The following is a 23,184-nucleotide window of genomic DNA, read 5'->3' as shown; positions in this document are numbered from 1 at the left end:
ACGAGTCCACGGACCGGCTCGCATGCGAGCCGGTCCGGACGGTGGCTGCTCGGGCGGGCTGTGCTACTTCGGCGCGGTCGCTATGTAGTCCAGTCGTTGCCGATGCAAGTTGACGCGTGTCGTCGCGCCACCGGTGCGATCAAATTCCAGAAGCGCGTCGTCCGCGGCGGTGTAGGGTGGCCACGCAGGCAGGCCGGACCCGTTCGGATCGCCGGACTTGGCGAAGTTCACCCAGTACTGACGAATGAGACTGGACATCTCGTTGTCCGCGGGCGCCATCTTGTATTGAGTACGGTCCCAGGTGCCGAAGACGTACGGTACGTCCGTGGCATGCGGTGCGCCTTTCAGCAAGGCCCGATAGCCTTCGGCTACGTATGAGAAGCGATACAAATAGGTCGGCTGCCCGGAGCGAACGGTTTGCCGCGCCAGATAGCGTGCCGGCTCGACGAACGTCCAGTCGGAGCCGGCCAGAGTGGCGATGCCGACGCGGTCTTCATCCGGCTCATCGCCGTAATGTTCCAGAATGTTCGGCAGCACCGCCTGCAACAGTCCGATGTTCTTTTCCGCCTGCGGCAGCGACATCTTGATCGCCTCGGCCTCGCGATTGGTGGTGCCGATCAGATAGGGAATTTTTTGTTGCTCGCCCTGCGTGAAGGCTTCGACCATGTCCTTCGGCAGAATCACGCCGTCCAGCATCGGGCCGGAATAGCGATCGTGCTCGAGCGACATCATGTTCAGGCCATCGACCAGTCTCTCGGCGGGCAGGGCGCGCAGCGAGGCTGCGTCGTTGGCTCCCACGCTTTTCGCAAAGGCGATGCCGCGAGCTTGTGCCGATGGCGTGCCGTCAGCCAGCGGCTCGCTCACTTTCGCATAACGGTCCCGCCCGCCGCCGGATTGCACGATGGCGCGATGAAACAAGCCCTTTGCCGCAGGCGAGGTCATGAGCATGTTCACTGAAGCGCCGCCCGCCGATTCTCCAAAGACGGTCACCTGCGCTGGATCGCCACCGAAGGCAGCGATGTTGGCCTGAATCCAGCGCAGGGCGGCGATCTGGTCCATGAAGCCATAGTTGCCGATGGGCTCGTCGGGCACGGCAGGAGTGAGTGCGGGATGGGCGAAGAATCCGAATCGGCCGAGCCTGTAATTGAACGTGACGACCACCACGCCGAGCTGTGCCAGGTTCGTGCCGTCGTACAGCTCGCGCGACGCCGAGCCGCCGACGAAAGCTCCACCGTGAATCCAGACCAGCACTGGCTGCTTGCTCTTGCCAAGCGCCGTGCTCCAGACGTTCAAAGTGAGACAGTCCTCGCTCATGGGCTCCGAAGCGGGGGCGAGATCACCGGGCATGGGCTCCTGCATGCACTCTGGAGCCCAGCGGTCCGCAGGCCGCACGCCTTTCCATCGCGGCACCGGTTGCGGCGCGCGCCAGCGCAATTCTTTCAGTGGGGGGGCGGCGTATGGAATGCCTTTGAACACCGCGGTGCCATCCTGAATCGCGCCGCGCACTTTGCCGCTGTCCAGGGCAACGACCGGCGCTTGTGCAAGCGCCGGTCCTGCCGTCATCACCAGCAGCATCACCACGCGTCTCAGCGCGGCATACATTCCGTTGCAGAGGGAACGCATTCTGAATGCCTCGGGCCGTGACGCGTGATGTGGGCTCATTGAATGTTGCTGTCCGTGTACTGCCACAAGCTGGTGTTGGTGAACAACTCGCCACCGGGCTTGACGAAGATGGAGCGAGCCGTCATGTCACCCTTGAGCTGCCACATCAGCCAGGCAGTGGGATAGCCAAGATAGCGATACACGCCGTTTCTGCAGTAGGCATTGACTTGTTGGCACTGCGGCTTGCCCTGGATGTCGTTGTGCCCGGGCGACAGCGCCGAGGTTGGGTCCTTGGCGGTCGCCTTCGCCTTGGTCACGCCGGCGGGAACGGCGTTGTAATAGGCGGCGATCGAGTTCAATCCCAGCGAGGGATTGGAGTCCGTCGGCGAGGTCGACGGCGAGATGCCGGTGTCGTTCGCGCCGGTCAACAGCAATATGGAAGATCCGGCCGGCAGCGTGGCGGTGGTGCAAGCCGGCGAGCAACCGAGGTTCTGCGCGGGCAGGGCGACCGAAACCGCAGTCTTGATCTTCTTTCCGTCGGGACGCGTGTCGCCGCCCGCGACGAGTTGCGACCACAGCAGCGCGCCGATGGCGCCCATCGCCCCCTGCGAATGGCCGAATGCACCGACGTTGTTGGTGTCTACCTTCTGATAGTAGCGGCTGGAGACGTTGTCGTTGGCATCGAGCAGATATTGCGCGGCCATCCAGGTCGATTCGCCCACCCCGGTGTTCTTGTGGTTCACCGCGATGACGAAGAAGCCCCAGCCGGCGAGATGTCTCAGGAGGTAATCGTACTGGTCCGGCAGTGCATCGGTGCCATTGGCCCATGTCACCACCGGATAGCGCACGCCGCTGGCGAGCTCCGGATAGTACAGCGTGCAGGAATATGTCGTCGTGCCTCCCTTCGGATTGAGATTGGCGTCGCGATTGGGTACCACGGCGCAGTCGTCTATGATCTTCTTGATGATGTCGTTCGCGGGAATGCTATGCGCGTAGTACGTCGCTTCGAGCGTTCCACTCGGGGGCGCGGTCGTGGCACTCGATTGCACGGCTATCAGGCTGCACGCGGCGACGCCGGTCGCCGTCAGCCACTTCTGTTTCGTCCAACTCTGTATCGACCAACTCCGTATCGACATGATGTATCCCCTCCGTTGTGCTCACCGATCTGCTGCATCCGATCGTCCATGCGAACGATCGGATGCCGTGTTCGTGGCTACGCCACGTTTCTTAGAAGCGGTAGTCGAGTGCGAGACCGATGCGGCGGAACGAGTCGCGGCTCAGGTATTGCGAGTGCGCTCCGGCGGCACCGAGAAAGCTTGCAATCGGAGTGACGAACACCGATGAGGGAATCCGCTCGTCGAGAAGATTCCGGCCAAACAGCGCGACGCTCCAGTTTCCGTCCTGCGAGCGCAAGCCGATGCGCGCGCCGAGCATCCAATAGCTCTCATAGTTGTTGCCCGGATCCAGCACGGCCGTATACGTGACGGAATCGGACCAGACGGCATCCGCCTGGATGAAGCCCTGGAGTCCACCGAGGGGCTTCTGATACTCGGCATAGCTCACGAATTTCCACTCCGGCGAACCGAGGATCCGCTTGCCCGACACATCCGCGACCCGCGCCGTCGTGGTGCCCCGCGTAACGGTCAGGCAGCCCTGCTCGGCCGTTTGCGTCGGCCCACAACCGAAGAAGGTCCCGTCGGCGAACTCACCGTGGTTGTAGTTCAGTCCGGTGGAGATGAAGAAGTCCGGGGTCAACCGGCCGAACGCGCTGGCCGAGACGCCATAGACTTCGATCGACTCGGCATTGCCGAAATACGAGCGCGCCGTGTTCGAATCGAACAACTGGACCTGATAGTCCTGGATGTCCTGGTAGTACGCGGTCACCGCCAGTTGCATGCGACGATTGAAGGCGGCGAACTTGGCACCGATCTCGTAGTTGTAGGGAATCTCGGAGTCCACGACGAGCGGCACCGTCGGATCCGGCGCCTGGTCGTTGATGGCCGGGCCCTTGTAGCCGCGCGTGACCGACGCGTACGCCATCGCGTCGTCGTTCGGGATGTACTGGATGCCGAGCTTGCCGGAAATGTCGTCTTCCTCCGTCGAGGCGACGATCGGTTGCAGATCCGCGAAGGCGGCGATCGAGCCGGGCGTGACGAACTTGCGGGTGTTCGCTGCAACCTCGTCGTGGGTGTAGCGCACGCCGACGATGCCGGCAAAGCGCTCGGTCAAATGAATGGTGGCTTGAGAGAAGGCAGCGACGCTGCGCGACGAACCCGTCAGCTCGAAGCTATTGCCCACGGTCAATCCGTTGTTGATCAAGTCGGGCGTGTTGAACGTGCCTGCCTGGTCGCCCGCCGCTTTCTGGTCCAAGTCGAAGTAGTACAGACCCGCGACGTACTCGATCTTGTCGCCGGCCGGGGAGGTCAGGCGCAGCTCCTGGGAAAACGAATCGATGGTTTGCCGGGCCGCGTTCACGTTGTAGATGTTGAAGATGGCCACGCTGTCGGTGTCGAACTGGTTGTTGAACTCGTTACGACGGCCTGCCGTGATGGAGGAGAGCACCAGCCCATTGTCGAACTGGTAGTCGACCTGCGCCGAGCCGCCGTAGTTGGTGAAGTCCACCGTCGAGGGAGCATCCAGACAGGTCCGATTGTTTTCGCGGCCCGGGCGCACGCCGCAAGCCGCTAGCGCGTTGGCCAGGAAAGAACCGGCCGGCGCGTTGACGGTGGACCAACTGTAGCCGCTGCCGTCGACGCGGTTGTAGTCGGCGATCAAATTGACCTTGAACCGGTCGTCGGGAGCGTAGAGATATCGCAGTCTGCCGCCGGATGAACGATTGTCGTTCCACTCGTCCGTGAACTCGTTGCGATAGATGCGGCCATAGTCGAGCACATACCCGCTGGCGCGCACCGCCGAAGCCAGGCCGACTGGCACGTTCACCACGGCTTGCGCGACACCCGAGTTGCGTTCGTCGTAGTCGAGATGAACCTTGGCCGCGAATCCACTCGGGTCCGGCGCATTGGTGACGATATTGATCGCGCCCGCGGCGGCATTCTTGCCGAACAACGTTCCCTGCGGACCTTCGAGTACTTCCACCCGCGCAACGTCGAACAACGTAGCCGGATCCTGAGGGTTTGCTCCGCCCGAGAGTGCGACATTGTCGAGGATCATGGCCACATCGCCCTCGGCGCTGCGCGCGTAAGACTGCGTCCCGATGCCACGGATCTGCAGCGCTCCGCCATTGCCGGGATGGCTGGTGAATGCAGGCGATACAATCGCCAGCTGCGAAATGTCGTTGATGTTCTGTTGCGTGAGCTGTTCTTCACTTACCACGGTGATGGCGATAGGCACGTCCTTCAAAATCTCCTCACGCAACTGCGCGGTAACGACGATTTCCTCGAGCACCGTGTCGTCGCTGCTGAAGTCCGCGGCTTGAGCAACGGTTATCGAGAGCGCCGCAGGCAAGCTGCACAGACCCCGGGTCATCCAGTGAGCCGGTTTGTTACGCATGGGTAGTCCCCCCTGTTGGTTGTTGCACTTGATTATCCATATGGATAACCAACAGGATGTCACTATGCTGCCCGCTTGGCAACTACGGGTGCAGCAAAAATAGTGTGAACCAGTTCAGGTGCCGGTTGATATTATCCAGGTGGGTAATCAGAATGAGGCTCGGGGTAAGCGGCGAGCCGGCCGGCAGCGGTCAGCAACAGGCCGCGTGCGATAGTTGCCGTTGCGCAGGACGCAACGGCGTGTGCTGAGTGGGAGGAGCGGTTGAAGTGGGACTCAGGAGCGGAGGAAGAGCTGGATCACGGTTTGCGCGTGATGCTCGACTTCCTCGGGCGAGAAGACATCGCGGCCCGCCAGTGCCCGAACTTCCGGGGCCAGCAGGAAATAGGTCTGACAGCTGCCAGCCAGACAGAAGGTGAGGGAGATCGGATCGAGATCGGGCAGCTGGCCCTGCTCGCGCAACCGCTTCATCGGCGCGTACATCACCATGTGTCGTGCGCGGATGAATCGTTTGGCCGCCCATTCGAGCTGCGGTCCCGCCATCGCGGACTGTTGAATCATGATGCGGGCGTGCTCGGGGTGAGCGGCGCAGTAATGCACATAGCGGCGCACATACGTTTCGAACAGCGTGCGATCGTCCATGCCGCTGGCGATTTCGGCGTCGACGTTGACCGCGGCATCGAGCCGCTCGAACAGGAACGTGATGGCTTCCTGCCAGAGCTCCTCTTTGCTGCCATAGATGTGACGGATCATTCCATGATTGACGCCTGCCTGAGCGGCGATCTTGCGGACCGAAGCGCCTTCGAAACCATCCCTCGCAAAGTGTTCCAGGGCGCTTTCGAGGATGGCGGCGCGCGTGTTCTCCAGCCGCTCGCTTCTCGGAATGACTTCTTCGGCCGAGCCCGACTTGCGAGCTCGGACGGCTCTGTGACGTGTCACGGACATGGGGTAAGCATAAACCACATGACGTGCCGCGCGGTCGGAATTTCGTTGCCTCGGCCGCGGCGGTCCATCGACTGAGTTTTTTCTACACCTTCGGATTCCATAGGGTTGCTCGAATGTCGATCAATGCAGCTTCCAGCCAGGACTTCGGCGTAATCGCCGATCTCATCCGCGTACATGCCCGGCGCAGCCCGACGCATCCGGCGCTGATTCTGGACGAAGTGGTCCTGTCATACCAGGAGCTCGACGAGCTGATGGATCGCGTTGCTGCGTCGCTGCAGCGAGCGGGGCTGGGGTCGGGCCACGCAGCAGGGATCTGCGCATCGACCAGTCTGGAGTACGTGGCGGCGTTGCTCGGAGCCTTGCGTGCAGGCTGCCTCGTTGCCCCGCTTGCTGTCTCCGCGGCGCCGGAAAGCCTTGCGGCGATGATTCGGGACTGCGGAGCCCGAGCATTGTTTCTCGATGAGGCTGCCAGCGCGCTGCTGCAGGAGCAGGAGCTTCCAGAGGGAATCACGCGGGTCGCTCTGGAGGGCATGGTGCCGGGCGCCGCTTCGTTCGAGGCGTGGATCGGCCCGCCAGGGGCCAGGCCCCGGCCGGTCGAAATCACCGCGCAGACGCCTTTCAACGTGATCTATTCATCGGGGACCACGGGATCGCCGAAAGGCATCGTCCAGTCGCACGGCATGCGCTGGCAGCAGGTCCGATCGATGGATCAGCTCGGCTTCGATCCAACGGCGGTCGTGATGTGCGCCACGCCGCTCTACTCGAATACCACCCTGGTCAATCTGTTTCCCGCGCTGGGCTGGGGCGGTACCGCAGTGCTGATGCGGAAGTTCGATGCCGTGCGATTCCTCGAGTTGGCGCAACGCTGGCGCGCGACGCACACGATGCTGGTACCGGTGCAATACCAACGCATCATGGCGTTGCCGCAGTTCGATCGCTATGACTTGAGCAGCTTCAGATTGAAGTTCTGTACCAGTGCTCCGTTTCGGGCCGAGTCGAAGCGTGATGTGCTTGCGCGCTGGCCGGGCGGGTTGATCGAGTATTACGGAATGACCGAGGGCGGTGGCACTTGCATGCTGCTCGCGCATGAATTCCCCCACAAGCTGCACACGGTAGGGCAGCCGGCGCCCGGACACGAGATCCGCATCATCGATGAGGATGGACGCGAGTTGCCTCAGGGCGAGATCGGAGAAGTCGTGGGTCGATCGCCGGCGATGATGAGCGGCTATCTGCATCAGCCAGAGCAGACGCGAGAAATCGAATGGTATGACCGGGAGGGACGGCGCTTCATACGAACGGGTGACATCGGACGCTTCGACGAGGACGGTTTCCTGTCACTGCTGGATCGGCGCAAGGACGTGATCATCTCGGGCGGCTTCAATGTGTATCCAAGCGATCTGGAGTCGGTGCTGCTGAAGCATGACGGGGTTCGTGAAGCCGCGGTCGTCGGCGTTGCTTCGGCCCAATGGGGCGAGACGCCGGTGGCGTTCGTGGTGGTTGATGCCGATCGCGCGCAAGGTGGTGAGAGCATTCGCTCGTGGGCCAACGCGCGGTTGGGCAAGACGCAGCGCCTCACGGCAGTCGAGATCGTGGCGAGCTTGCCGCGTAACGCCATCGGTAAGGTGCTGAAGCGTCAGCTACGAGAGAGTTACGGTTCGAGCACGCTCGCGTCGTCGTAACGAACAGCGAGCACCAAAGGCGTTCGCAGGGCGCAGGTGTCAATCAGCTCTCTTGAGCTTGTACGTCCACCGCTCGCGGTTGGCGACGGCGCTGATCAAGCGTTTCGAGCACTTGACCGTGCCGTTTCGCGTCCAGTGGATAACGCCACAGCACCGCCGCCGCGAGCACGCCGCCCACGGCCGGGATCAGTCCCATGATCAATTTCAAGCCAAGCAGCGTGCCTTCAGTCTGCTCCTGATTCGCTACGAAGCCGCTCAATTCCAGCAGCTGACCCAACACAACGGCATTGACGGCCAGCGCCAGCTTCTGCGCGAACACCGCGAAGCCGAAGATCTTCGCTTCATCGCGCCGGCCGGTGACGACCTCGTTGTAATCCACGGTGTCTGGAATCATGGCGAAGAACATGAGCGGTGTGCATGCCAGGCCGAAAGCGACGAAGCAGGTGATGATGAGCATCGATGTGGTCGATCTCGAGTCATCCAATACGAATGCCAGGCATGAAGCGGATGCAACGGCCAGCGCAATCAGCCAGGCCTCGCGCTTCGACGTGCGACGGGACAGCCATGTCCAGAAGGGCGCTGCGATCAGTGCGGCAAACGCAGGGATGGGCAGCACGTACTTCACGAACTGCTCATCGTGCAGCCCATACTTGCACCAGTAGAGAATGCATTTGGCGTACATCTGACTCGCGACGTAGCCGACGATGATCACCGTGAACAGCTGGGCGAGGGGACGATTGCGACGAAGAATTCCCCAGAAGTGGCCCACGTCCCGCGCGAGCGAGTGAAGCACCGGCACTGCATCGTTTCGCTCCGTCGGGAGCGGGCCGGAATCGGGTTCACGGACGACCAGAAAGGTCACGAACAGAACGACGGTGGCTGCGGCGGCGAAAAGCAACGCAGCCCGGCTCCAGGCCGTATTGGGATCGTCGGCTGCCAGCTGCACCAGGCTGGGCATGCCGTATGCGACGATGAGCGCGCCGACGGTGGCGAACATCATGCGCAGCGCTGCGAGCATGCCGCGCTCGTGGTAGTTGCTGGTCAGTTTCGCCGAAAGCGCGAGGTAGGGGATGCTTGCTACGGCATAGCACGTGCGCAGCAGGATCAACGTTGCGCTCGCATAGGCGATCAATGCGCCGCCCTGAAACGGCGGCACCCAGAAGCAGGCGACGAAGGCGAGGCCGCACGGAATCGCACCGATCAGCAGGTATGGACGATAGCTGCCCCAACGCGTGCGCGTGCGGTCCGCGGCGGCTCCTATGATGGGATCGATCAATGCATCCCAGAGTGACGCGGCTGCGTAGGCGATACCGGCCACGCGGGGCGACAGGCCCATCACGTCGGTATAGAAGAAATAAAGAAACAGGCCGACGCCTTGCCAATAGAAGTTGAATCCCAGGTCGCCGACCGAGAAACCCAGCCGCGTGCGCCACGGGAGCGATGCGTCCGAAGAGGGTTGAACGGTTTCGGCTGCGGCTGCCACGTGCGACACGATGTCAGAACCGGTAATCGAGCGCGAGGCCGGAGACATCGACGCCCTGGACGTCTACGGGGCTGGCATTGTCGAAATAGGAGCGGGCTGTATTCGAATCGAACGACTGCACCTGATAGTCCTGCAGCTTCCCCGAGATTTCATCTTCTTCTGTGGACGCGAACACCGGACGAAGATCCGCAAACGGCGCTACCGGGCCGGGAGTCATGACCTTGCGGGTGCTGGCGGAAACTTCATCGTGTGTGTATCGCAGGTCGATGATACCGGCGAAGTGGTCGATGAAGCGAATGGTCGTCTGGTTGAACGGCGCGTAGCTGCGTGAGGTGCTGGTGACCTCGAAGCTGTTGCCGACTGTCATCTTCTGCTCGTCCTGTTGGGCCGCTGCAGCCTCCGGGATTGCCGCCCGTGGGGCGCAACAACCCGGGGCCTTCCAGCTCATCCTGTATGCGGCTGTCGTGCGCATCGTCCCCCGTTCCTCCTGGTCCCGCGCAAGCAGCGCCAACGCCATTGATTATCCACATGGATAATAGGGAGAATGGCACCGTCGGGTTGCATGTGCAAATATTTTTGGAGTGTTGAAGACCTGATGATATATATCCGTTATTAATTATCCGAACGGATAGCTAAAAGAAGCATGAGACGGCTGCTGGTCTATCAGGCGCTATGGGGCATGGAGCACCTGCCGGGCGTGGACCTGGAAGGTGCATTGGACGCGGCCCTCGACCGCATCCTTGCTGCCGGTTTCGACGGGGTTGGCGTGAGCCTGCTGAACACTCAGCGCGCGAGCGCGGTTGCACGTGCTGTGCATAAGCGCGGGAAGAGCTTCGAGGCGATCGGCTTCGCGCGTCATACGGATGATCTGGCAGCGCTCATCGGGTGGGCCGAAGATCTTGGCGCGCATCATCTCAATGTACAGATCATGGCACGGCTCGATCGCGTGACGGATGCAGTGAAGCTGCTGGAGCAATTCGAAGCGACGGCAGCCCACAGCAAGCTGCCGGTTCACTACGAAACGCATCGCGGGCGTTTGACCAACGATCTGCTGTTCCTCGTGCGCATTCTGCGCGAGCTGCCTTCGCTCAGGTTGACGGGAGATCTGTCTCACTACGTGCTCGCGCACGAAATGCCCCTGCCCGTACCGGACGCCGATCTAGAGCGTATGCGGGTCGTCATCGATCACTGCTGGGCCTTCCACGGTCGCGTCGCGAGCTCGCATCAGATCCAGGTTTCGCTGAACGCGCCCCAACATCAGGGATGGGTGCAGCAGTTCCAGCAGTGGTGGCTGGAAGGCTTTGCCCGCTGGCGCTCGCGAAGTGCCGAGGACGCGGAGCTCACGTTCATGGCGGAGCTCGGTCCGCCGCATTATGCGATCACGACAGCCGATGGCGCGGAGTTGAGCGACCGCTGGCAAGAGGCACTGCAGCTGAAGGACTGGGCCCGCTCGATCTGGGAGCAGGTCGAAACGACGGACGTATTATCTGGAGGAGGATTGGAGTATGAGCTCGGTTGATCGTCGCGCCGCCTGGGACAGGGACGGCTACTTCGTCATGCCAGGGCTTTGCCTTCGGCGAACACGGCTTGATCGACAAGCGCACCGCCTATGAAGAGTCGATGCGCGTACCGTTGCTGATGCACTGTCCGCAGTTGTTCGAGGCGGGCATGAAGGTCAACGAAGTCGTAGCGAACATCGATATTGCTCCGACCTTGCTCGAAGTGGCGGGACTACGTGCCCCAGACACGATGGCTGGCCGCAGCGCCTACCGCTGGCCCGCGGCGAGCGCATCGCATGGCGCGACGTGCTGCTCTACGAATACTACTGGGAGCGAAACTTCCCCCAAACCCCGACGTTGCATGCCGTTCGCGGCGAGCGTTACAAGTACATTCGCTATCAAGGCCTGTGGGATATCGATGAACTGTTCGACCTGCAGGCCGATCCGCTCGAAGCGAACAATCTCATCTTCTCTCCGGGACACGAGGCGATCGTAGAGAAACTGAATCGCCAGCTGTTCGACTTGCTCGAAGCGACCGACGGCATGTCTATCCCTCTGTCTAGCGACACCCGAGGCCTGCAGCGCCTGCGTCGCAGCGACAAGGCCAAGGCCGCCGAATTCCCACCCCAGCTGATCGTCCCACCGCCGAAGTAGACGCATCGATCCCGCTTCGATCGTGACTGAGGCCGGCGTACAAGCCGGCTCGCCGCCGCGCTCTCGGCGGCACCGTCGAACAGGACACGGTGATGATCGACGGGTACCCGTTCAGCACGAGCAATGCGGCGGTCTCGGCGCAGCTCGAGTTCGAGGCTGATCAAGGTCAGGGAGCCGATCTTCCACGCGCGGCCTCTCGTGTGAGCCCAATGCCGGGTATCATCTCGCCTGGATCTGGCAGTGGCGAAGCACACGAGAGGACACCGCGCAGTATGATGATCTCGAACTGGATAGCACGCCTGGCCATGCTGGCTGCTGCAGGATTTGCCGCAGTAATCCCCGGCCAGGCGAGCACGCCCGCGCAACCGGATGTCGACCGCTCGGCCACGAACATCCGCTCTCACATGAATTTTCTGGCGAGCGATCTCCTGCAGGGGCGCGAGGCCGGCTCCGATGGATATCAGATCGCCGCGGAGTACGTGGCCTCGCATCTTGCTCAGTTCGGCGCTACGCCAGCTGGAGAAAACGGAACCTACTTTCAAACAGTGCCAATGGTTGCGTATCGGCCTGCCGAGCATGGCTCGCTGGCGCTACGGAAGAAGTCGGGTGCTGTGGAGAATCTCGAGTTCGGCAAGGACTTCCTTCCTGGACGACACCCGACGACGGCCGAGCTGACTCTCGATGCGCCGGCAGTGTTCGTGGGCTACGGTGTCGTTGCGCCCGAGCGTGGTCGCGACGATTACAAAGGACTCGATGTTCGCGACAAGCTCGTGGTCGTGCTGAGTGGCGCGCCCAGCAGCTTTCCCGGCGAAGAGCGTGCCTATTACGGATCGGGCGGCACGAAGCGCATGGAGGCCGAGCGGCGCGGGGCGAAGGGCATTGTCATCGTGAATACACCCTCCGACGAGAAACGGCGGCCCTTCGAGAGCAGCGTGAAGCAGTGGCAGGCGTGGGGTATGTCGTGGGAAGAGAAGGACGGCACGTCCCATGACGTCGCACGGAAAACACCGGTGATCGCCAGCATCAGCGCAGCTGGCGCGCCCAAGCTCTTTGCAGGCTCGCGCGTGAAGTGGGATCGCATCGTAGCCGATGCAGAGAAGCCCGCTGGATCGCCGGCACGATTCGAGCTGCCATTGTCCATCGAAGTGAGCTTGCGCACCGAGCAGCAGCGAACGACGAGCGTGAACGTGGCCGGTCTCATCGAAGGTTCCGATGCCGTTCTCAAAAAGGAAGTGGTCGTGCTCATGGCGCATCTCGATCACATCGGGCTCACGCCGGGCGAAGACGACCCGATCAACAACGGCGCAATAGACAACGCCGCTGGTGTGGCCACTCTCCTCGAAGTGGCGAGAGCGTTTCAGGCGTCCGGCAGGCCTGCGCGCCGCTCGATACTCATCTTGGCAGTGACGGCGGAGGAGAAGGGCCTGGTCGGTTCCGACTACTTCGCTCGACATCCGACGGTGTCCTCCGAATCGCTCAGCGCAGTGGTCAACCTGGACATGCCCGTGCTGACTTATGACTTTACTGACGTTGTCGCCTTCGGTGCCGGCCGCTCGACAATTGAAGCTGCTGTACTCGGCGCGAGCCAGCGTGTCGGCGTCGCGCTATCGCCCGATCCACTGCCGGAGGAGGGAGTGTTCACACGTTCGGACCACTATCGTTTCGTGCAGCAGGGCGTGCCCTCGATCATGCTGATGACCGGATTCCAGAACGGTGGCCAGCAGCATTTCAGTAATTTTCTCAAGAGCTGCTATCACAAGCCTTGCGACGACCTGAGCTTGCCGATCAACTACGCGGCAGGTGCGAAGTTCGCGCGCTTGAACTACGAGATCGCACGCGAGCTGGCCAATTCGGATGAGCGAGCGAGATGGAATGCCGGGGATTTTTTCGCGACCAAGTACGCCGAGGCTCGCTAACGAAGAGGTGCGCAAGATTGAGTAGCGGACTCTAGTGCAGGTCCGCCGATCGAAAGCTGGTGCCCGGGACCGGACTCGAACCGGTACGGAGTTGCCTCCGAGGGATTTTCGTACTCGCTACAGCTTTCGCTGCGACCAACTGACTCTTAATCAGTTGGTCTTTGGAGTCTGGACTTTCTCTTTGTCGTGTCTCGCGAGCCGCGAGGCCAGCGGGAGTTAGACAGGGGCCGTCAAGTCTCTACACTTTCCTGGCACCCCGGATACACAGAGGGCGCCAGGCTTAGCTCGGGATTGCAGGCACGCGCGTGGTGAGCGGGCGTGAGGCTGGTTCCCCGAATTTGACCCCATTCACACCGGCCGTTTCCGAGCCGGGTGCTCAAATTTTCAAGTCCCTTGCGTCTACCAATTTCGCCACCCGGGCAGGGCGGGGCGGGGATTGTAAGGCAAGTCCGGGGCAGTCTGCTAAAGCTGCTGGTCTGATAGAACTGCTAGACTGCGCGCCCTAACAAGCACCACCCCAAGCCAATACGCCAATCAGCATGCTTGCACAGGTCGCTGCGACTTCGACGCAGCCGCAATTGGAAGCGCGCGCTGCGCATTTGTGGCGCGGCGAAAAACACCTGCTACGTGGCGTGTCCTTTGCGCTTCACAGCGGCGAGCTGTTGCAGGTCGTCGGGCCGAACGGCGTGGGCAAGACCAGCTTGTTGCGCGCGGTGGCGGGGCTGTTGCCCCTGGAGGCGGGCGAGGTCTTCTGGCGCGGGCAGCGGTTGCCGGAAGGGCGCGATGACTTCCATCGCGAGTTGGCCTATCTCGCCCACGCCAACGGTCTGAAGAACGAGCTGACGGCGTTGGAAAACCTGCACTTCGGCGTGTCGATCCGCCGCGCAGTCACTACGGAGGAGCTACGCGAAACTCTGCAGTTACTCCGCATCGAGGCTTGCGCAGACTTGCCAGTGCGCGCGTTGTCGGCCGGGCAGAAGCGTCGAGTCGCACTGGCCCGCGTGATGCTGACGCGAGCGTCGCTGTGGATTCTCGACGAGCCCATCACCAACCTCGACAAGGCCGGCATCGCCCTGTTCGAGTCGCGTATCGCCGAGCACATGCGCGCTGGCGGCATGATCCTCACGGCCGCGCACCAACTGCTGCTGCAAGGCCAGCCTGGCGTGCGCACCCTGGAGCTGCAATGACGGCCCCGACCGAACTGCCAGGGCTCGGCAGAATCCTGTGGCTGGTGATGGCGCGGGATGTCCGGCTGGCCGTGCGGCACTGGGACCAGGTGATCCAGCCGCTGATCTTTTTCGTCATCATCACCACGCTGTTCCCGCTCGCCATCAGTCCAGCGCTGGATGAGCTGCGCAAGATCTCGCCGGGGGTGGTGTGGGTCGCGGCCATGCTGTCGTCGCTGCTCGCCCTTGAATCGCTATTCAGGCCCGACGTCGAAGACGGAACCATGGAACAGTGGGTGCTGTCCGGGCAGCCCCTGTCGCTGCTGCTGCTGGCGAAAACCGCCACGCATTGGCTGCTGACCGGCCTGCCGCTGGTGCTGATGGCACCGCTGCTGGGAACTGCCCTGGGAATGCCGCAGTCTGTATGGCCGGTGCTGGCCGGCACGCTGGCCCTGGGCACCGGGTCGCTATCGGTCCTCGGGGCCATCGGCGCGGCACTCACAGTGAGTGTCCGGCGCGGCAGCGTGCTGCTGGCCTTGCTGGTTCTGCCGCTGGAGATGCCGGTGCTGATTTTCGGCGCCCGTGCGGTGGATCTGGCCATGCACGGCGAACCGGTGGCCGGTCCGCTAAACTTGCTGGCAGCCTTGCTGTTGTTCTTCGTCAGCCTCGGGCCCTTCGCCATGGCTGCGGCCATGCGAATCAGTGTGGAGTCTTAAAACAAGCTATGTGGCTGTGGTTTCACAAGCTGGGTTCGCCGCCTTACGCGTACCGGACGGCGGAGCGCCTTCGTCCGTGGCTGTTCTGGCCGGCCGTGGTGCTGCTGCTGGTCGGCGCCGTTGGCGGCCTGGTGCTCGCGCCGGAGGACTACCAGCAGAAGGACGCCTTCCGCATTATTTATGTGCACGTGCCCACGGCGATCCTGTCCCTGACGATCTACACCGTCATGGCCGTCGCCGCGGCTGTCGGCATTATCTGGCGTATCAAGCTCGCGCACGCGGTGGCTGCTTCCTGTGCGCCGATTGGCGCCTGGTTCACGTTCGCCTGCCTGGTGACCGGCTCCATCTACGGCCGGCCCATGTGGGGCACCTGGTGGGAGTGGGACCCCCGGCTCACCTCCGAGCTCATCCTTCTCTTCTTATATCTCGGCTACATGGCCCTGCGAGCGTCATTCGACGACACCCAGCGGGCCGACCGGGCCAGCGCCATCCTGGCCATCGTCGGGGTGGTCAATGTGCCCATCGTCAAATACTCGGTAGTCTGGTGGAACAGCTTGCACCAGGGGCCCAGTATCTCGAAACTTGCCGCGCCCTCGATCGCCGGGTCCATGCTCTGGCCGCTGCTGATCATGTTGCTGGCCTTCGGACTGTACTTCGGCGCGGTGCTCTGCGACCGGCTGCGTGGGGAAATCCTGCGGCGTGAGCGGAACGCCAGCTGGTTAAGCGAAAGTCTTGCTACATCATGAACTTGAAAGACATTCTTGACATGGGCGATTACGGCGTTTACGTCTGGTCCTGCTATGGGCTGGTGCTGGCCGTGCTCGTGTTGAATGTGTGGCTGGGCAGGCGTTCGCTGGCCGAACAGCTGCTGCACGCCCGGCGCCGCCTGAAGATGAACTCGGAGCCGTCATGACACCTCGTCGCCGCCGCATGGCGCTGGTCGCGCTGATCGTGCTGGGCGTGGGAGCCGCCGCGACCTTCGCGCTGACCGCGTTCCAGGAGAACCTGTTGTACTTCTATTCGCCGTCGGATGTGTCTGCCGGCAAGGCGCCATTGGATCGTGTGTTCCGTGTGGGCGGCATGGTTCCCGAGGGCAGCTTCAGCCGCGAGCCGGGCAGCCTGGAGGCGCACTTTGTGCTCACGGACTACGAACACACCGTGAAGGTGAGCTACACGGGCGTGCTGCCGGATTTGTTTCGTGAGGGGCAGGGTGTGATCGCGCGTGGCCGCATGGGGTCGGATGGCGTGTTCGTCGCCGAGGAAGTGCTGGCCAAACACGATGAGAACTACATGCCGCCGGATGTGGCGGACACGCTGAAGAAACAGCATCAGAAGCCTCCAACCACCGGGCCGTTGCCCACGACATAGGACGGGACATGGCCGCCGAACTAGGACACTTCGCGCTGATCCTGGCGTTCTGCCTGGCATTGCCCCAGGCGTTCTTCGGCCTGGTGGGAGCGCACCTGCGCCGGCCGCACTGGATCGCGCTGGCGAATCGCGCGGTAGCGGGCCAATGGGTATTCGCGCTGTTCTCGTTCGCGTGTCTCTCCTACGTTTTCTATCAGAACGATTTCTCGGTGCTGTACGTCGCGCAGAACTCCAACTCGGAGCTGCCGACGTTCTATCGCTTCGCCGCCGTGTGGGGCGCGCATGAAGGTTCGCTGCTGTTGTGGATGCTGGTGCAGGCGACCTGGTCGATGGCGGTGGTGGCGTTCAGCGGCAACATGCCGCACCAGATGACCAGCCGCGTGCTGGGTGTGCTCGGCGTGATCAGTGCCGGATTCGCGCTGTTCATTCTGCTCACGTCGAATCCCTTCCTGCGCGTGTGGCCGGCATTCCCGGATGGGCGCGACCTCAATCCATTGCTGCAGGATCCAGCGTTGGCGATTCATCCGCCGATGCTCTACATCGGTTACGTCGGCTTCTCGGTGCCGTTCGCATTTGCGGTGGCCGCAATGCTGGAAGGCAAGCTCGACTCGCTGTGGGCGCGCTGGGTGCGTCCGTGGGCCACTGTGGCCTGGATGTTTCTAACCTGCGGCATCGCGCTCGGCAGCTGGTGGGCTTATTACGAGCTCGGCTGGGGCGGCTGGTGGTTCTGGGACCCGGTGGAGAATGCCTCGTTCATGCCCTGGCTGATCGGCACGGCGCTGATTCACTCGCTGGCGGTGACCGAGAAGCGCGGCCTGTTCAAGAGCTGGACGCTGCTGCTGTCGATCATCGCGTTCTCGCTGTCGCTGCTCGGCACGTTCCTGGTTCGTTCCGGCGTGATCGAATCGGTGCATGCGTTCGCGAGCGATCCGGGACGCGGTTTGTTCATCCTTTCGTTCCTGGGCATTTGCATCGGTGTGGCGTTGGGCCTGTATGCCTGGCGTGCGCCACTGTTTCGATCGAACGCCGGCTTCGCGCCGCTGTCGCGTGAGTCGTTCCTGCTGCTCAACAACGTGTTGCTGGTCGCCGCGACCGCGGTGATCCTGATCGGCACGACCTATCCCATGTTCATGGATGCATTCGGGCTCGACAAAGTGTCGGTGGGCCCGCCGTACTTCGAGTTCATGTTCCTGGTGCCGATGCTGCCGCTGGTGTTCCTGCTCGCAGTGGGCATGCATGCGTCCTGGAAAAGGGAAACCTTCGAGTCGACTCGAAAGCTGCTCGGCATCCTGTTGCTCGCGGCGCTGGTGCTCGCGCTGGCGATCTCGGTGGGCGTGTACGGTTGGAATTCGGTGATGACCGTGGTCGGTTTGACGGCCGCACTATGGGTGGCGGGGTCTTCGCTGGTCGATCCGATCAGCCGTTGGCGCAAGGGTCATTCGCTGCCAGCAAGCATCATCGGCATGAGCCTGGCGCACTTCGGGCTGGCGATGTTCATCGTGGGTGCGACCACCGTGGAGTCCTACAAGGAGGAAACGGATCTGAGCCTCAAGCCTGGTCAGAGCACCGAGCACGCGGGCTTCAAGTTCACCCTGACCAAGATCGAGGATGTCACGGGACCGAACTACGAGGCCGTGCAGAGCGAAGTGGTGATTACGCGCGATGGCGAGCAAGTGGCCGTCGTCCATCCGCAGAAGCGCATCTATCGCGTGCAAAAGAGCGCCATGACCGAAGCTGGCATCGATGCGCACTGGAATCGGGATCTGTTCGTCGCCATGGGTGAGCCTTTGGGCCAGGACGCGTGGAGCTTCCGCTTGCAGTACAAGCCGATGGTCCGGTTCATCTGGTTGGGCGCGGCCGTGATGGCACTGGGCGGACTCATCGCCGCATGCGATCGGCGCTATCGCAAGCGCGTCACCGTGAACGAAGGCGTGGAAGCAGCCACGGCCGGCGTGAAGACTGCCTGAGCCTCGTCAACGCATGATCAAGTACCTGCTTCCCATCGGGCTGTTCGCTGTACTCGTCGGCTTCCTGTATTTCGGCCTGGGGCGCGACAAGCAAACATTGCCGTCGCCGCTGATCGGCAAGAGCGCGCCGATTTTCGAGCTGACGCGTCTGGACGATCCGTCGAAAACCTTCTCCAACAGCGAGTTTGCCGGCAAGCCGTATGTGTTGAACGTATGGGGCACCTGGTGCGGCGGCTGCCGGCAAGAGCACGGCGCGCTGCTGGAGATCGCGCGACGCGGCGAGGTGCCCATCGTCGGTCTGAACTGGAACGATGACCGCGAGCAGGCGCTGATGTGGTTGCGTCAGCTCGGCGATCCCTATGTGGTCAGCGCATTCGACGGCGAAGGCCGCGTGGCTATCGACTGGGGTGTGTATGGGGCGCCGGAGACATTCCTGGTCGGCGCCAACGGCAAAGTGCTCAAGAAACATATCGCACCGATTACGCTGCAGATCTGGGAGCAAGAGTTCGTGCCATTGCTCGCGCAGGCCAAGGAAGTGTCGCCATGAAGCAGCTGCTGCTCGCCGCGATCGTCGCGTTGTTCGGCATGCAGGCGTTCGCCATCGACACGGCGCCAGCCTTCGAAGATCCGGCGCTGCAGGCGCGTTACGAACGGCTGGCACGCGAGCTGCGCTGCCTGGTGTGCCGGAGCGAGACCATCGCCGATTCCAACGCCCAGCTCGCTGTCGATCTACGGCGCCAGCTGCGGGAGTTGATGGCCGCCGGCAAGAGCGATCAGGAGATCTTGAAATACATGACCGATCGGTATGGCGATTACGTGTTGTACAAGCCACCGGTTGCGCCACGCACCTGGTTGCTATGGGCCGCGCCCGCATTGTTGGTGCTTGGGGGCGGTATCGCCGCGGCCGTGGTCATCTCGCGCAAGTCCAAGCTGCCTGACACCGATCCTTCCGATCCCGGCCTGGGTGCCTCGTGACCGCTTTCATCATCGTCTGCGTCGCCATGCTGTTGGCGGCGTGCTTGTGGCTGGTGCTGCCGCTGCTGCGTGCTCCCCGGGGTGAGAGCGCGACGAGCGACTCCACCGAGCTGAGCTCGTATCGGACCGAACGCCGCTTCTCGGGCGCGGCTGTCGTGCTGCTGGTGCCGGCGCTGGCCATCGTGATGTACGCCGGCCTCAGCAATTGGGACTGGAAGGCGGTGCAGATGCAGTCCACCCAGGCCGCCGACATCGAAGAAGCGGTCAAGGGTTTGGAAGCCAAGCTGGCGCAGAATCCGGACAACATCGAAGGCTGGTTCATGCTCGGCCGTTCCTACATGCATTTGGAGCGCTACCCACGCGCGGTTGATGCATTCCAACAGGCGTACAACCTGAGCAAGGGCGAGAACGTCGAAGTCGTGGTGGCGCTTGGCGAAGCGCTGGCGCTGACGGACGAAGCTTCGCTCACGGGCCGCGCTGGCCAGCTGTTCGACGCAGCGCTCGGCATGGCGCCGAATCATCCCAAAGCTCTCTGGTACGGCGCCATTGCGTCGCTGCGCTCCGGCGATCTGCGGCAGGGACGCGATCGCTTTCGACTGCTCATGGCCCAGAATCCGCCTCCCGAAGTGCGCAGCGTGATCGAGCGGCAGATCCAGGATCTGGACGAGCAATTGGGCGAGGGCGGGTCAACCGCGGGTGCTGCTCCTCGAGCGCCGGCGCCGCAGGTGGCGCCTGCCCAGGCGGGCTCGCGAACCATACAGGTCTCCGTGTCCTTGTCACCGCAACTGCGGCAGCAGGTATCGGACACGGTACCGCTGTTCGTTCTGGCGCGCGACCCGAGCGCGGGCGGGCCACCGTTAGCGGTGCAACGGCATAGCTCGGCGGATTTGCCGTTGAATGTGACACTTACGGAAAGTGATGCGATGATCCCGGCTCGCTCCATCGCCACCGCGCCCAAGGTGGTGGTTGTTGCACGGTTGTCGCGGTCCGGCGCGCCCCAGCAGCAATCGGGCGATCTATACGGCGAGGCCGACTACGAATTCGGCAAGAGCAGCGGTCCGTTGACCATCGTCATCGATCGCGTCGTGCCTTGACCCGCCGTGTGCCAGGGCATCGTCACTCTAACGTCCTAACGTCATCGACCTGCAACGTTCATTGATGTCACCACCCATCAAGATCTCTTACGCCCGCCGCCCCTCGATGGTCCCGGCCTTCGCGCGCGTGTTGCTCGGCCGCAAGCCCTACAGCGCGCCGAGCGGTACTGTCATCGCGCCGGTCGAGCTAGAGGCGCGCAAGGTGGTGCTGTCGGCGGCGCACATCCAACGATATCGCGAGGTATGCGCGGTGCCGGCGTCGGCCCGGGGATTGCCGCCAGCGTATCTGCATGTGCTCGCCATGCCGCTGCACATGCAGTTGTTCGTCGTAAAGAACTTCCCCGTGAAAGTGCTGGGGCTGATCCATCTGCGCAACACCATTCGCGTGCTCGCGCCGGTCGATGAGCGTGCACCGCTGCGGCTGCGAGTGCTTTTCGACACCATGCGCCTGACGGATGCCGGCCAGGAGTACGACTTCACCACCAGCTACGAGCAGAACGGCACGGTCGTGTGGGAGGAGATCAGCACGATGTTTGCTCGCGGCACCTCCGCCGCCAAGGAGGGCAGCAAACGTCCGGTCATCGAGCGTTCGAACCATCCCGAGCAGGGCACCCACACGGACACGCTCGAGGTCGCGGAAAACACCGGCTGGCGCTATGCCCGCGTCTCCGGCGATTTCAATCCAATTCACCTGACGGCGCGCACCGCGCAGATGTTTGGTTTCAAGCAGGCGGTGGCGCATGGCATGTGGTCCATGGGCCGGTGCCTGGCGTCGGCCGCGCCGCTGATCCCGAACGAGAAGATCCAGATCGACACGCAGTTCAAGCTGCCGGTCTACATTCCGTCGCAGGCGCTGGCGCGCACTTGGGCAGTGCCGGGCGGCGCGGATATTTCCATGTGCACGATGAAGGGCGACCGGCTGCACTTGTCCATGCAGGTCCGGACGCTGTAGAGGAACCGAGATGGAGTTGCTGGAAGGTATTGGGACGCGAACCTCTCCCTTGAAGCTCAGCGAGCCGGCGCCGAGCGCCGAGCAGTTGGAGCAGATCATTCGCGCCGGTACTCGAGCACCGGATCATGGCCGGTTGCGTCCGTGGCGGTTCACGGTGTTCGAAGGTACCGCTCGCGAGAAACTCGGCGATGCGATGGCGAACTGCCTGCGCTCGCGCGTACCGAATTCGCCGCAGGAGCATCTCGATGCCGAGCGTGCCAAGGCGATGCGTGCACCGGTGATCGTGGTGGTCGGTGCGAAGATCAGCAAGGGCAAGATTCCGGAGATCGAGCAGGTGTCCGCGGCGGCGGCCGCCTCCCAAAACATGCTGCTCGCGGCGCATGCGCTCGGCTTTGGCGCGATGTGGAAAACGGGTGCCGCGGCGTACGATCCGGCAGTCAAAGCGCTGTGCGGGCTTGCGCCGGAAGATCACATTGTCGCGATCGTTTATCTGGGCACGGTGGCATCGCCCGGGCCGCTGGTGGAGGCACCGCTCGACATCAAGCGTCTTTGAGCCCTGCGTTCGTTTATACTGTCGCGCGCTGCACTCGCAGTTCCAAAGGGGATAGGAATGACCCTGACGCTGGCCGATGTACGCGCCGCTCACACACGCATCAAGGATCGCATCCACCGCACGCCGGTCATGACCAGCGCCACGCTCGATGCCAAGGCGGGCGCCCGGCTGTTTTTCAAATGTGAGAATCTGCAAAAGATCGGCGCATTCAAGGCGCGTGGCGCGACCAACGCCGTCGCGTTGCTGTCCGAAGAGGAAGCCCGGCGTGGCGTGGTCACGCATTCATCGGGCAACCACGCGGCGGCTCTGGCGCGCGCGGCCAAACTGCGAGGCATTCCCGCTTATATCGTGATGCCCTCGAATTCGCCACAAGCGAAGTTCGCCTCGGTGCGCAGGTATGGCGCCGAGATTATCGAGTGCGAGCCTACGATCGCATCGAGAGAGAGCACGGCGAAGAGCGTGGCCGAGCGTACCGGCGCCACGTTCATTCATCCATACAACGATGCGCGAGTCATCGCTGGGCAAGGGACAGCGGCGCTGGAGTTGCTGGAAGATGTTCCGGATCTCACGGACATCCTTTGTCCGGTGGGTGGCGGCGGTTTGCTCAGCGGCGTTGCGGTCACCGCCAAGAGCGTCAACCCGGAGATTCGGGTGTTCGGCGTCGAGCCCGCGGGGGCCGACGATGCCGCGCGCTCTCTGGCCGCCGGCCGCATCATGCCCAGCATCTCGCCGAACACGATCGCCGATGGGCTGCGTTCGGCGCTGGGCGAGCTGACGATGGAGGAAATACAACGTCACGTCGACGGCATCGTCACGGTGTCGGAGAGCGAGATCGTCAACGCCATGCGCACGATCTGGGAAGTCCTCAAGATCATCGTGGAACCGTCCGGCGCGGTGGGTTACGGGCCGCTGGTGGATGGGCAGCTCGATCTCGCCGGCCGCCGCGTCGGTATCATCCTCACGGGCGGCAATCTCGATCTGGACGCATTGCCCTGGATGAAACCCGGAGAGTAGTCGCGTAGCAGCGAGTGTGACAAAAATACCCGGCGACACATGTCGCCATCGGGCGCACTTTATTTTCATGCGGACCGTTGCTGCACACTAGCCC

Annotated in this window: 21 protein-coding genes and 1 pseudogene; 16 read left to right on the top strand and 6 right to left on the bottom strand. The window is 62.7% G+C overall.

Translation table 11 applies throughout. The features are described from left to right. Window positions 1-63: 63 nt before the first annotated feature. The 4 genes from VGE08_RS18100 to VGE08_RS18085 all read right to left on the bottom strand — a co-directional run bounded on the left by VGE08_RS18100 (window position 64) and on the right by VGE08_RS18085 (window position 6,048). Window positions 64-1,623 carry a carboxylesterase/lipase family protein gene (locus VGE08_RS18100; RefSeq protein ID WP_331069317.1) on the bottom strand — a complete coding sequence of 520 codons (1,560 nt, stop codon included), beginning with the start codon at window positions 1,621-1,623 and terminating at the stop codon, window positions 64-66. A gap of 35 nt (window positions 1,624-1,658) precedes the next feature. Beyond that, the gene (locus VGE08_RS18095) at window positions 1,659-2,738 is read right to left on the bottom strand and encodes a hypothetical protein (protein WP_331069316.1); all 1,080 of its coding nucleotides are present in this window, start codon (window positions 2,736-2,738) and stop codon (window positions 1,659-1,661) included. Window positions 2,739-2,829: 91 nt separating this feature from the next. After that, window positions 2,830-5,112, bottom strand: a complete 2,283-nt coding sequence (locus VGE08_RS18090) for a TonB-dependent receptor (protein ID WP_331069315.1) — start codon at window positions 5,110-5,112, stop codon at window positions 2,830-2,832. A 273-nt stretch (window positions 5,113-5,385) separates the two neighbouring features. Continuing rightward, window positions 5,386-6,048 carry a TetR/AcrR family transcriptional regulator gene (locus tag VGE08_RS18085; RefSeq protein WP_331069314.1) on the bottom strand — a complete coding sequence of 221 codons (663 nt, stop codon included), beginning with the start codon at window positions 6,046-6,048 and terminating at the stop codon, window positions 5,386-5,388. 119 nt (window positions 6,049-6,167) lie between these two features. On the opposite strand from VGE08_RS18085, the gene VGE08_RS18080 reads away from it, so the two are divergent. Continuing rightward, window positions 6,168-7,733 (top strand): class I adenylate-forming enzyme family protein, encoded by a 1,566-nt coding sequence (locus VGE08_RS18080; protein ID WP_331069313.1) that lies wholly within the window; start codon window positions 6,168-6,170, stop codon window positions 7,731-7,733. A gap of 43 nt (window positions 7,734-7,776) precedes the next feature. Here the strand turns inward: VGE08_RS18080 and VGE08_RS18075 are convergent, their stop codons facing one another. Beyond that, window positions 7,777-9,225, bottom strand: coding sequence for a glycoside-pentoside-hexuronide (GPH):cation symporter (locus VGE08_RS18075; protein WP_331069312.1), 1,449 nt, complete (start codon window positions 9,223-9,225; stop codon window positions 7,777-7,779). Between the two features lie 4 nt (window positions 9,226-9,229). After that, on the bottom strand, window positions 9,230-9,733 hold the full coding sequence (locus tag VGE08_RS18070; RefSeq protein ID WP_331069311.1) for a hypothetical protein: 504 nt from the start codon (window positions 9,731-9,733) through the stop codon (window positions 9,230-9,232). Window positions 9,734-9,859: 126 nt separating this feature from the next. Between VGE08_RS18070 and VGE08_RS18065 the strand changes: the two genes are divergently transcribed. From VGE08_RS18065 to VGE08_RS17995, 15 genes and pseudogenes are all read left to right on the top strand, one after another. Beyond that, entirely contained in the window at window positions 9,860-10,735 is an 876-nt protein-coding gene (locus VGE08_RS18065) for a hypothetical protein (RefSeq protein WP_331069310.1), read from the top strand. Continuing rightward, window positions 10,732-11,369: pseudogene (locus VGE08_RS26585) on the top strand (sulfatase/phosphatase domain-containing protein). Before VGE08_RS18065 ends, VGE08_RS26585 begins: the two are co-directional and overlap by 4 nt. A gap of 272 nt (window positions 11,370-11,641) precedes the next feature. After that, window positions 11,642-13,285 carry a M28 family metallopeptidase gene (locus VGE08_RS18055; RefSeq protein WP_331069309.1) on the top strand — a complete coding sequence of 548 codons (1,644 nt, stop codon included), beginning with the start codon at window positions 11,642-11,644 and terminating at the stop codon, window positions 13,283-13,285. 539 nt (window positions 13,286-13,824) lie between these two features. Beyond that, window positions 13,825-14,472: a cytochrome c biogenesis heme-transporting ATPase CcmA gene (gene ccmA, locus VGE08_RS18050; RefSeq protein ID WP_331069308.1), complete on the top strand. Its 648-nt coding sequence runs from the start codon at window positions 13,825-13,827 to the stop codon at window positions 14,470-14,472. Further along, window positions 14,469-15,167, top strand: coding sequence for a heme exporter protein CcmB (ccmB, locus tag VGE08_RS18045; RefSeq protein ID WP_331069307.1), 699 nt, complete (start codon window positions 14,469-14,471; stop codon window positions 15,165-15,167). The genes ccmA and ccmB overlap by 4 nt, the downstream gene beginning before the upstream one ends. An 8-nt stretch (window positions 15,168-15,175) precedes the next feature. Then, a complete protein-coding gene (locus VGE08_RS18040) occupies window positions 15,176-15,913 on the top strand; it encodes a heme ABC transporter permease (RefSeq protein WP_331069306.1) in 738 nt (245 codons plus the stop codon). 2 nt (window positions 15,914-15,915) lie between these two features. After that, the gene (gene ccmD, locus VGE08_RS18035; RefSeq protein ID WP_331069305.1) at window positions 15,916-16,080 is read left to right on the top strand and encodes a heme exporter protein CcmD; all 165 of its coding nucleotides are present in this window, start codon (window positions 15,916-15,918) and stop codon (window positions 16,078-16,080) included. After that, complete coding sequence (gene ccmE, locus VGE08_RS18030) at window positions 16,077-16,535, top strand: cytochrome c maturation protein CcmE (protein ID WP_331069304.1); 459 nt, start codon at window positions 16,077-16,079, stop codon at window positions 16,533-16,535. The genes ccmD and ccmE overlap by 4 nt, the downstream gene beginning before the upstream one ends. 8 nt (window positions 16,536-16,543) lie before the next feature. After that, window positions 16,544-18,502 carry a heme lyase CcmF/NrfE family subunit gene (locus tag VGE08_RS18025; RefSeq protein WP_331069303.1) on the top strand — a complete coding sequence of 653 codons (1,959 nt, stop codon included), beginning with the start codon at window positions 16,544-16,546 and terminating at the stop codon, window positions 18,500-18,502. 13 nt (window positions 18,503-18,515) lie between these two features. Beyond that, entirely contained in the window at window positions 18,516-19,049 is a 534-nt protein-coding gene (locus VGE08_RS18020) for a DsbE family thiol:disulfide interchange protein (protein WP_331069302.1), read from the top strand. Beyond that, a complete protein-coding gene (locus tag VGE08_RS18015; protein ID WP_331069301.1) occupies window positions 19,046-19,477 on the top strand; it encodes a cytochrome c-type biogenesis protein in 432 nt (143 codons plus the stop codon). The genes VGE08_RS18020 and VGE08_RS18015 overlap by 4 nt, the downstream gene beginning before the upstream one ends. Further along, window positions 19,474-20,571: a tetratricopeptide repeat protein gene (locus VGE08_RS18010; protein ID WP_331069300.1), complete on the top strand. Its 1,098-nt coding sequence runs from the start codon at window positions 19,474-19,476 to the stop codon at window positions 20,569-20,571. The genes VGE08_RS18015 and VGE08_RS18010 overlap by 4 nt, the downstream gene beginning before the upstream one ends. Before the next feature lie 64 nt (window positions 20,572-20,635). Next, the gene (locus VGE08_RS18005; protein WP_331069299.1) at window positions 20,636-21,523 is read left to right on the top strand and encodes a MaoC family dehydratase; all 888 of its coding nucleotides are present in this window, start codon (window positions 20,636-20,638) and stop codon (window positions 21,521-21,523) included. 10 nt (window positions 21,524-21,533) lie between these two features. Further along, complete coding sequence (locus VGE08_RS18000) at window positions 21,534-22,076, top strand: nitroreductase (RefSeq protein WP_331069298.1); 543 nt, start codon at window positions 21,534-21,536, stop codon at window positions 22,074-22,076. 57 nt (window positions 22,077-22,133) lie between these two features. Further along, entirely contained in the window at window positions 22,134-23,090 is a 957-nt protein-coding gene (locus VGE08_RS17995) for a pyridoxal-phosphate dependent enzyme (protein WP_331069297.1), read from the top strand. The last annotated feature ends 94 nt before the right edge of the window (window positions 23,091-23,184 follow it).

It is taken from the genome of Steroidobacter sp., assembly GCF_036406195.1.
Lineage (GTDB): Bacteria > Pseudomonadota > Gammaproteobacteria > Steroidobacterales > Steroidobacteraceae > Steroidobacter.
The sequence above is the reverse complement of the archived record's forward strand: the minus strand, read 5'-3'. Positions and strand labels throughout refer to the sequence as shown.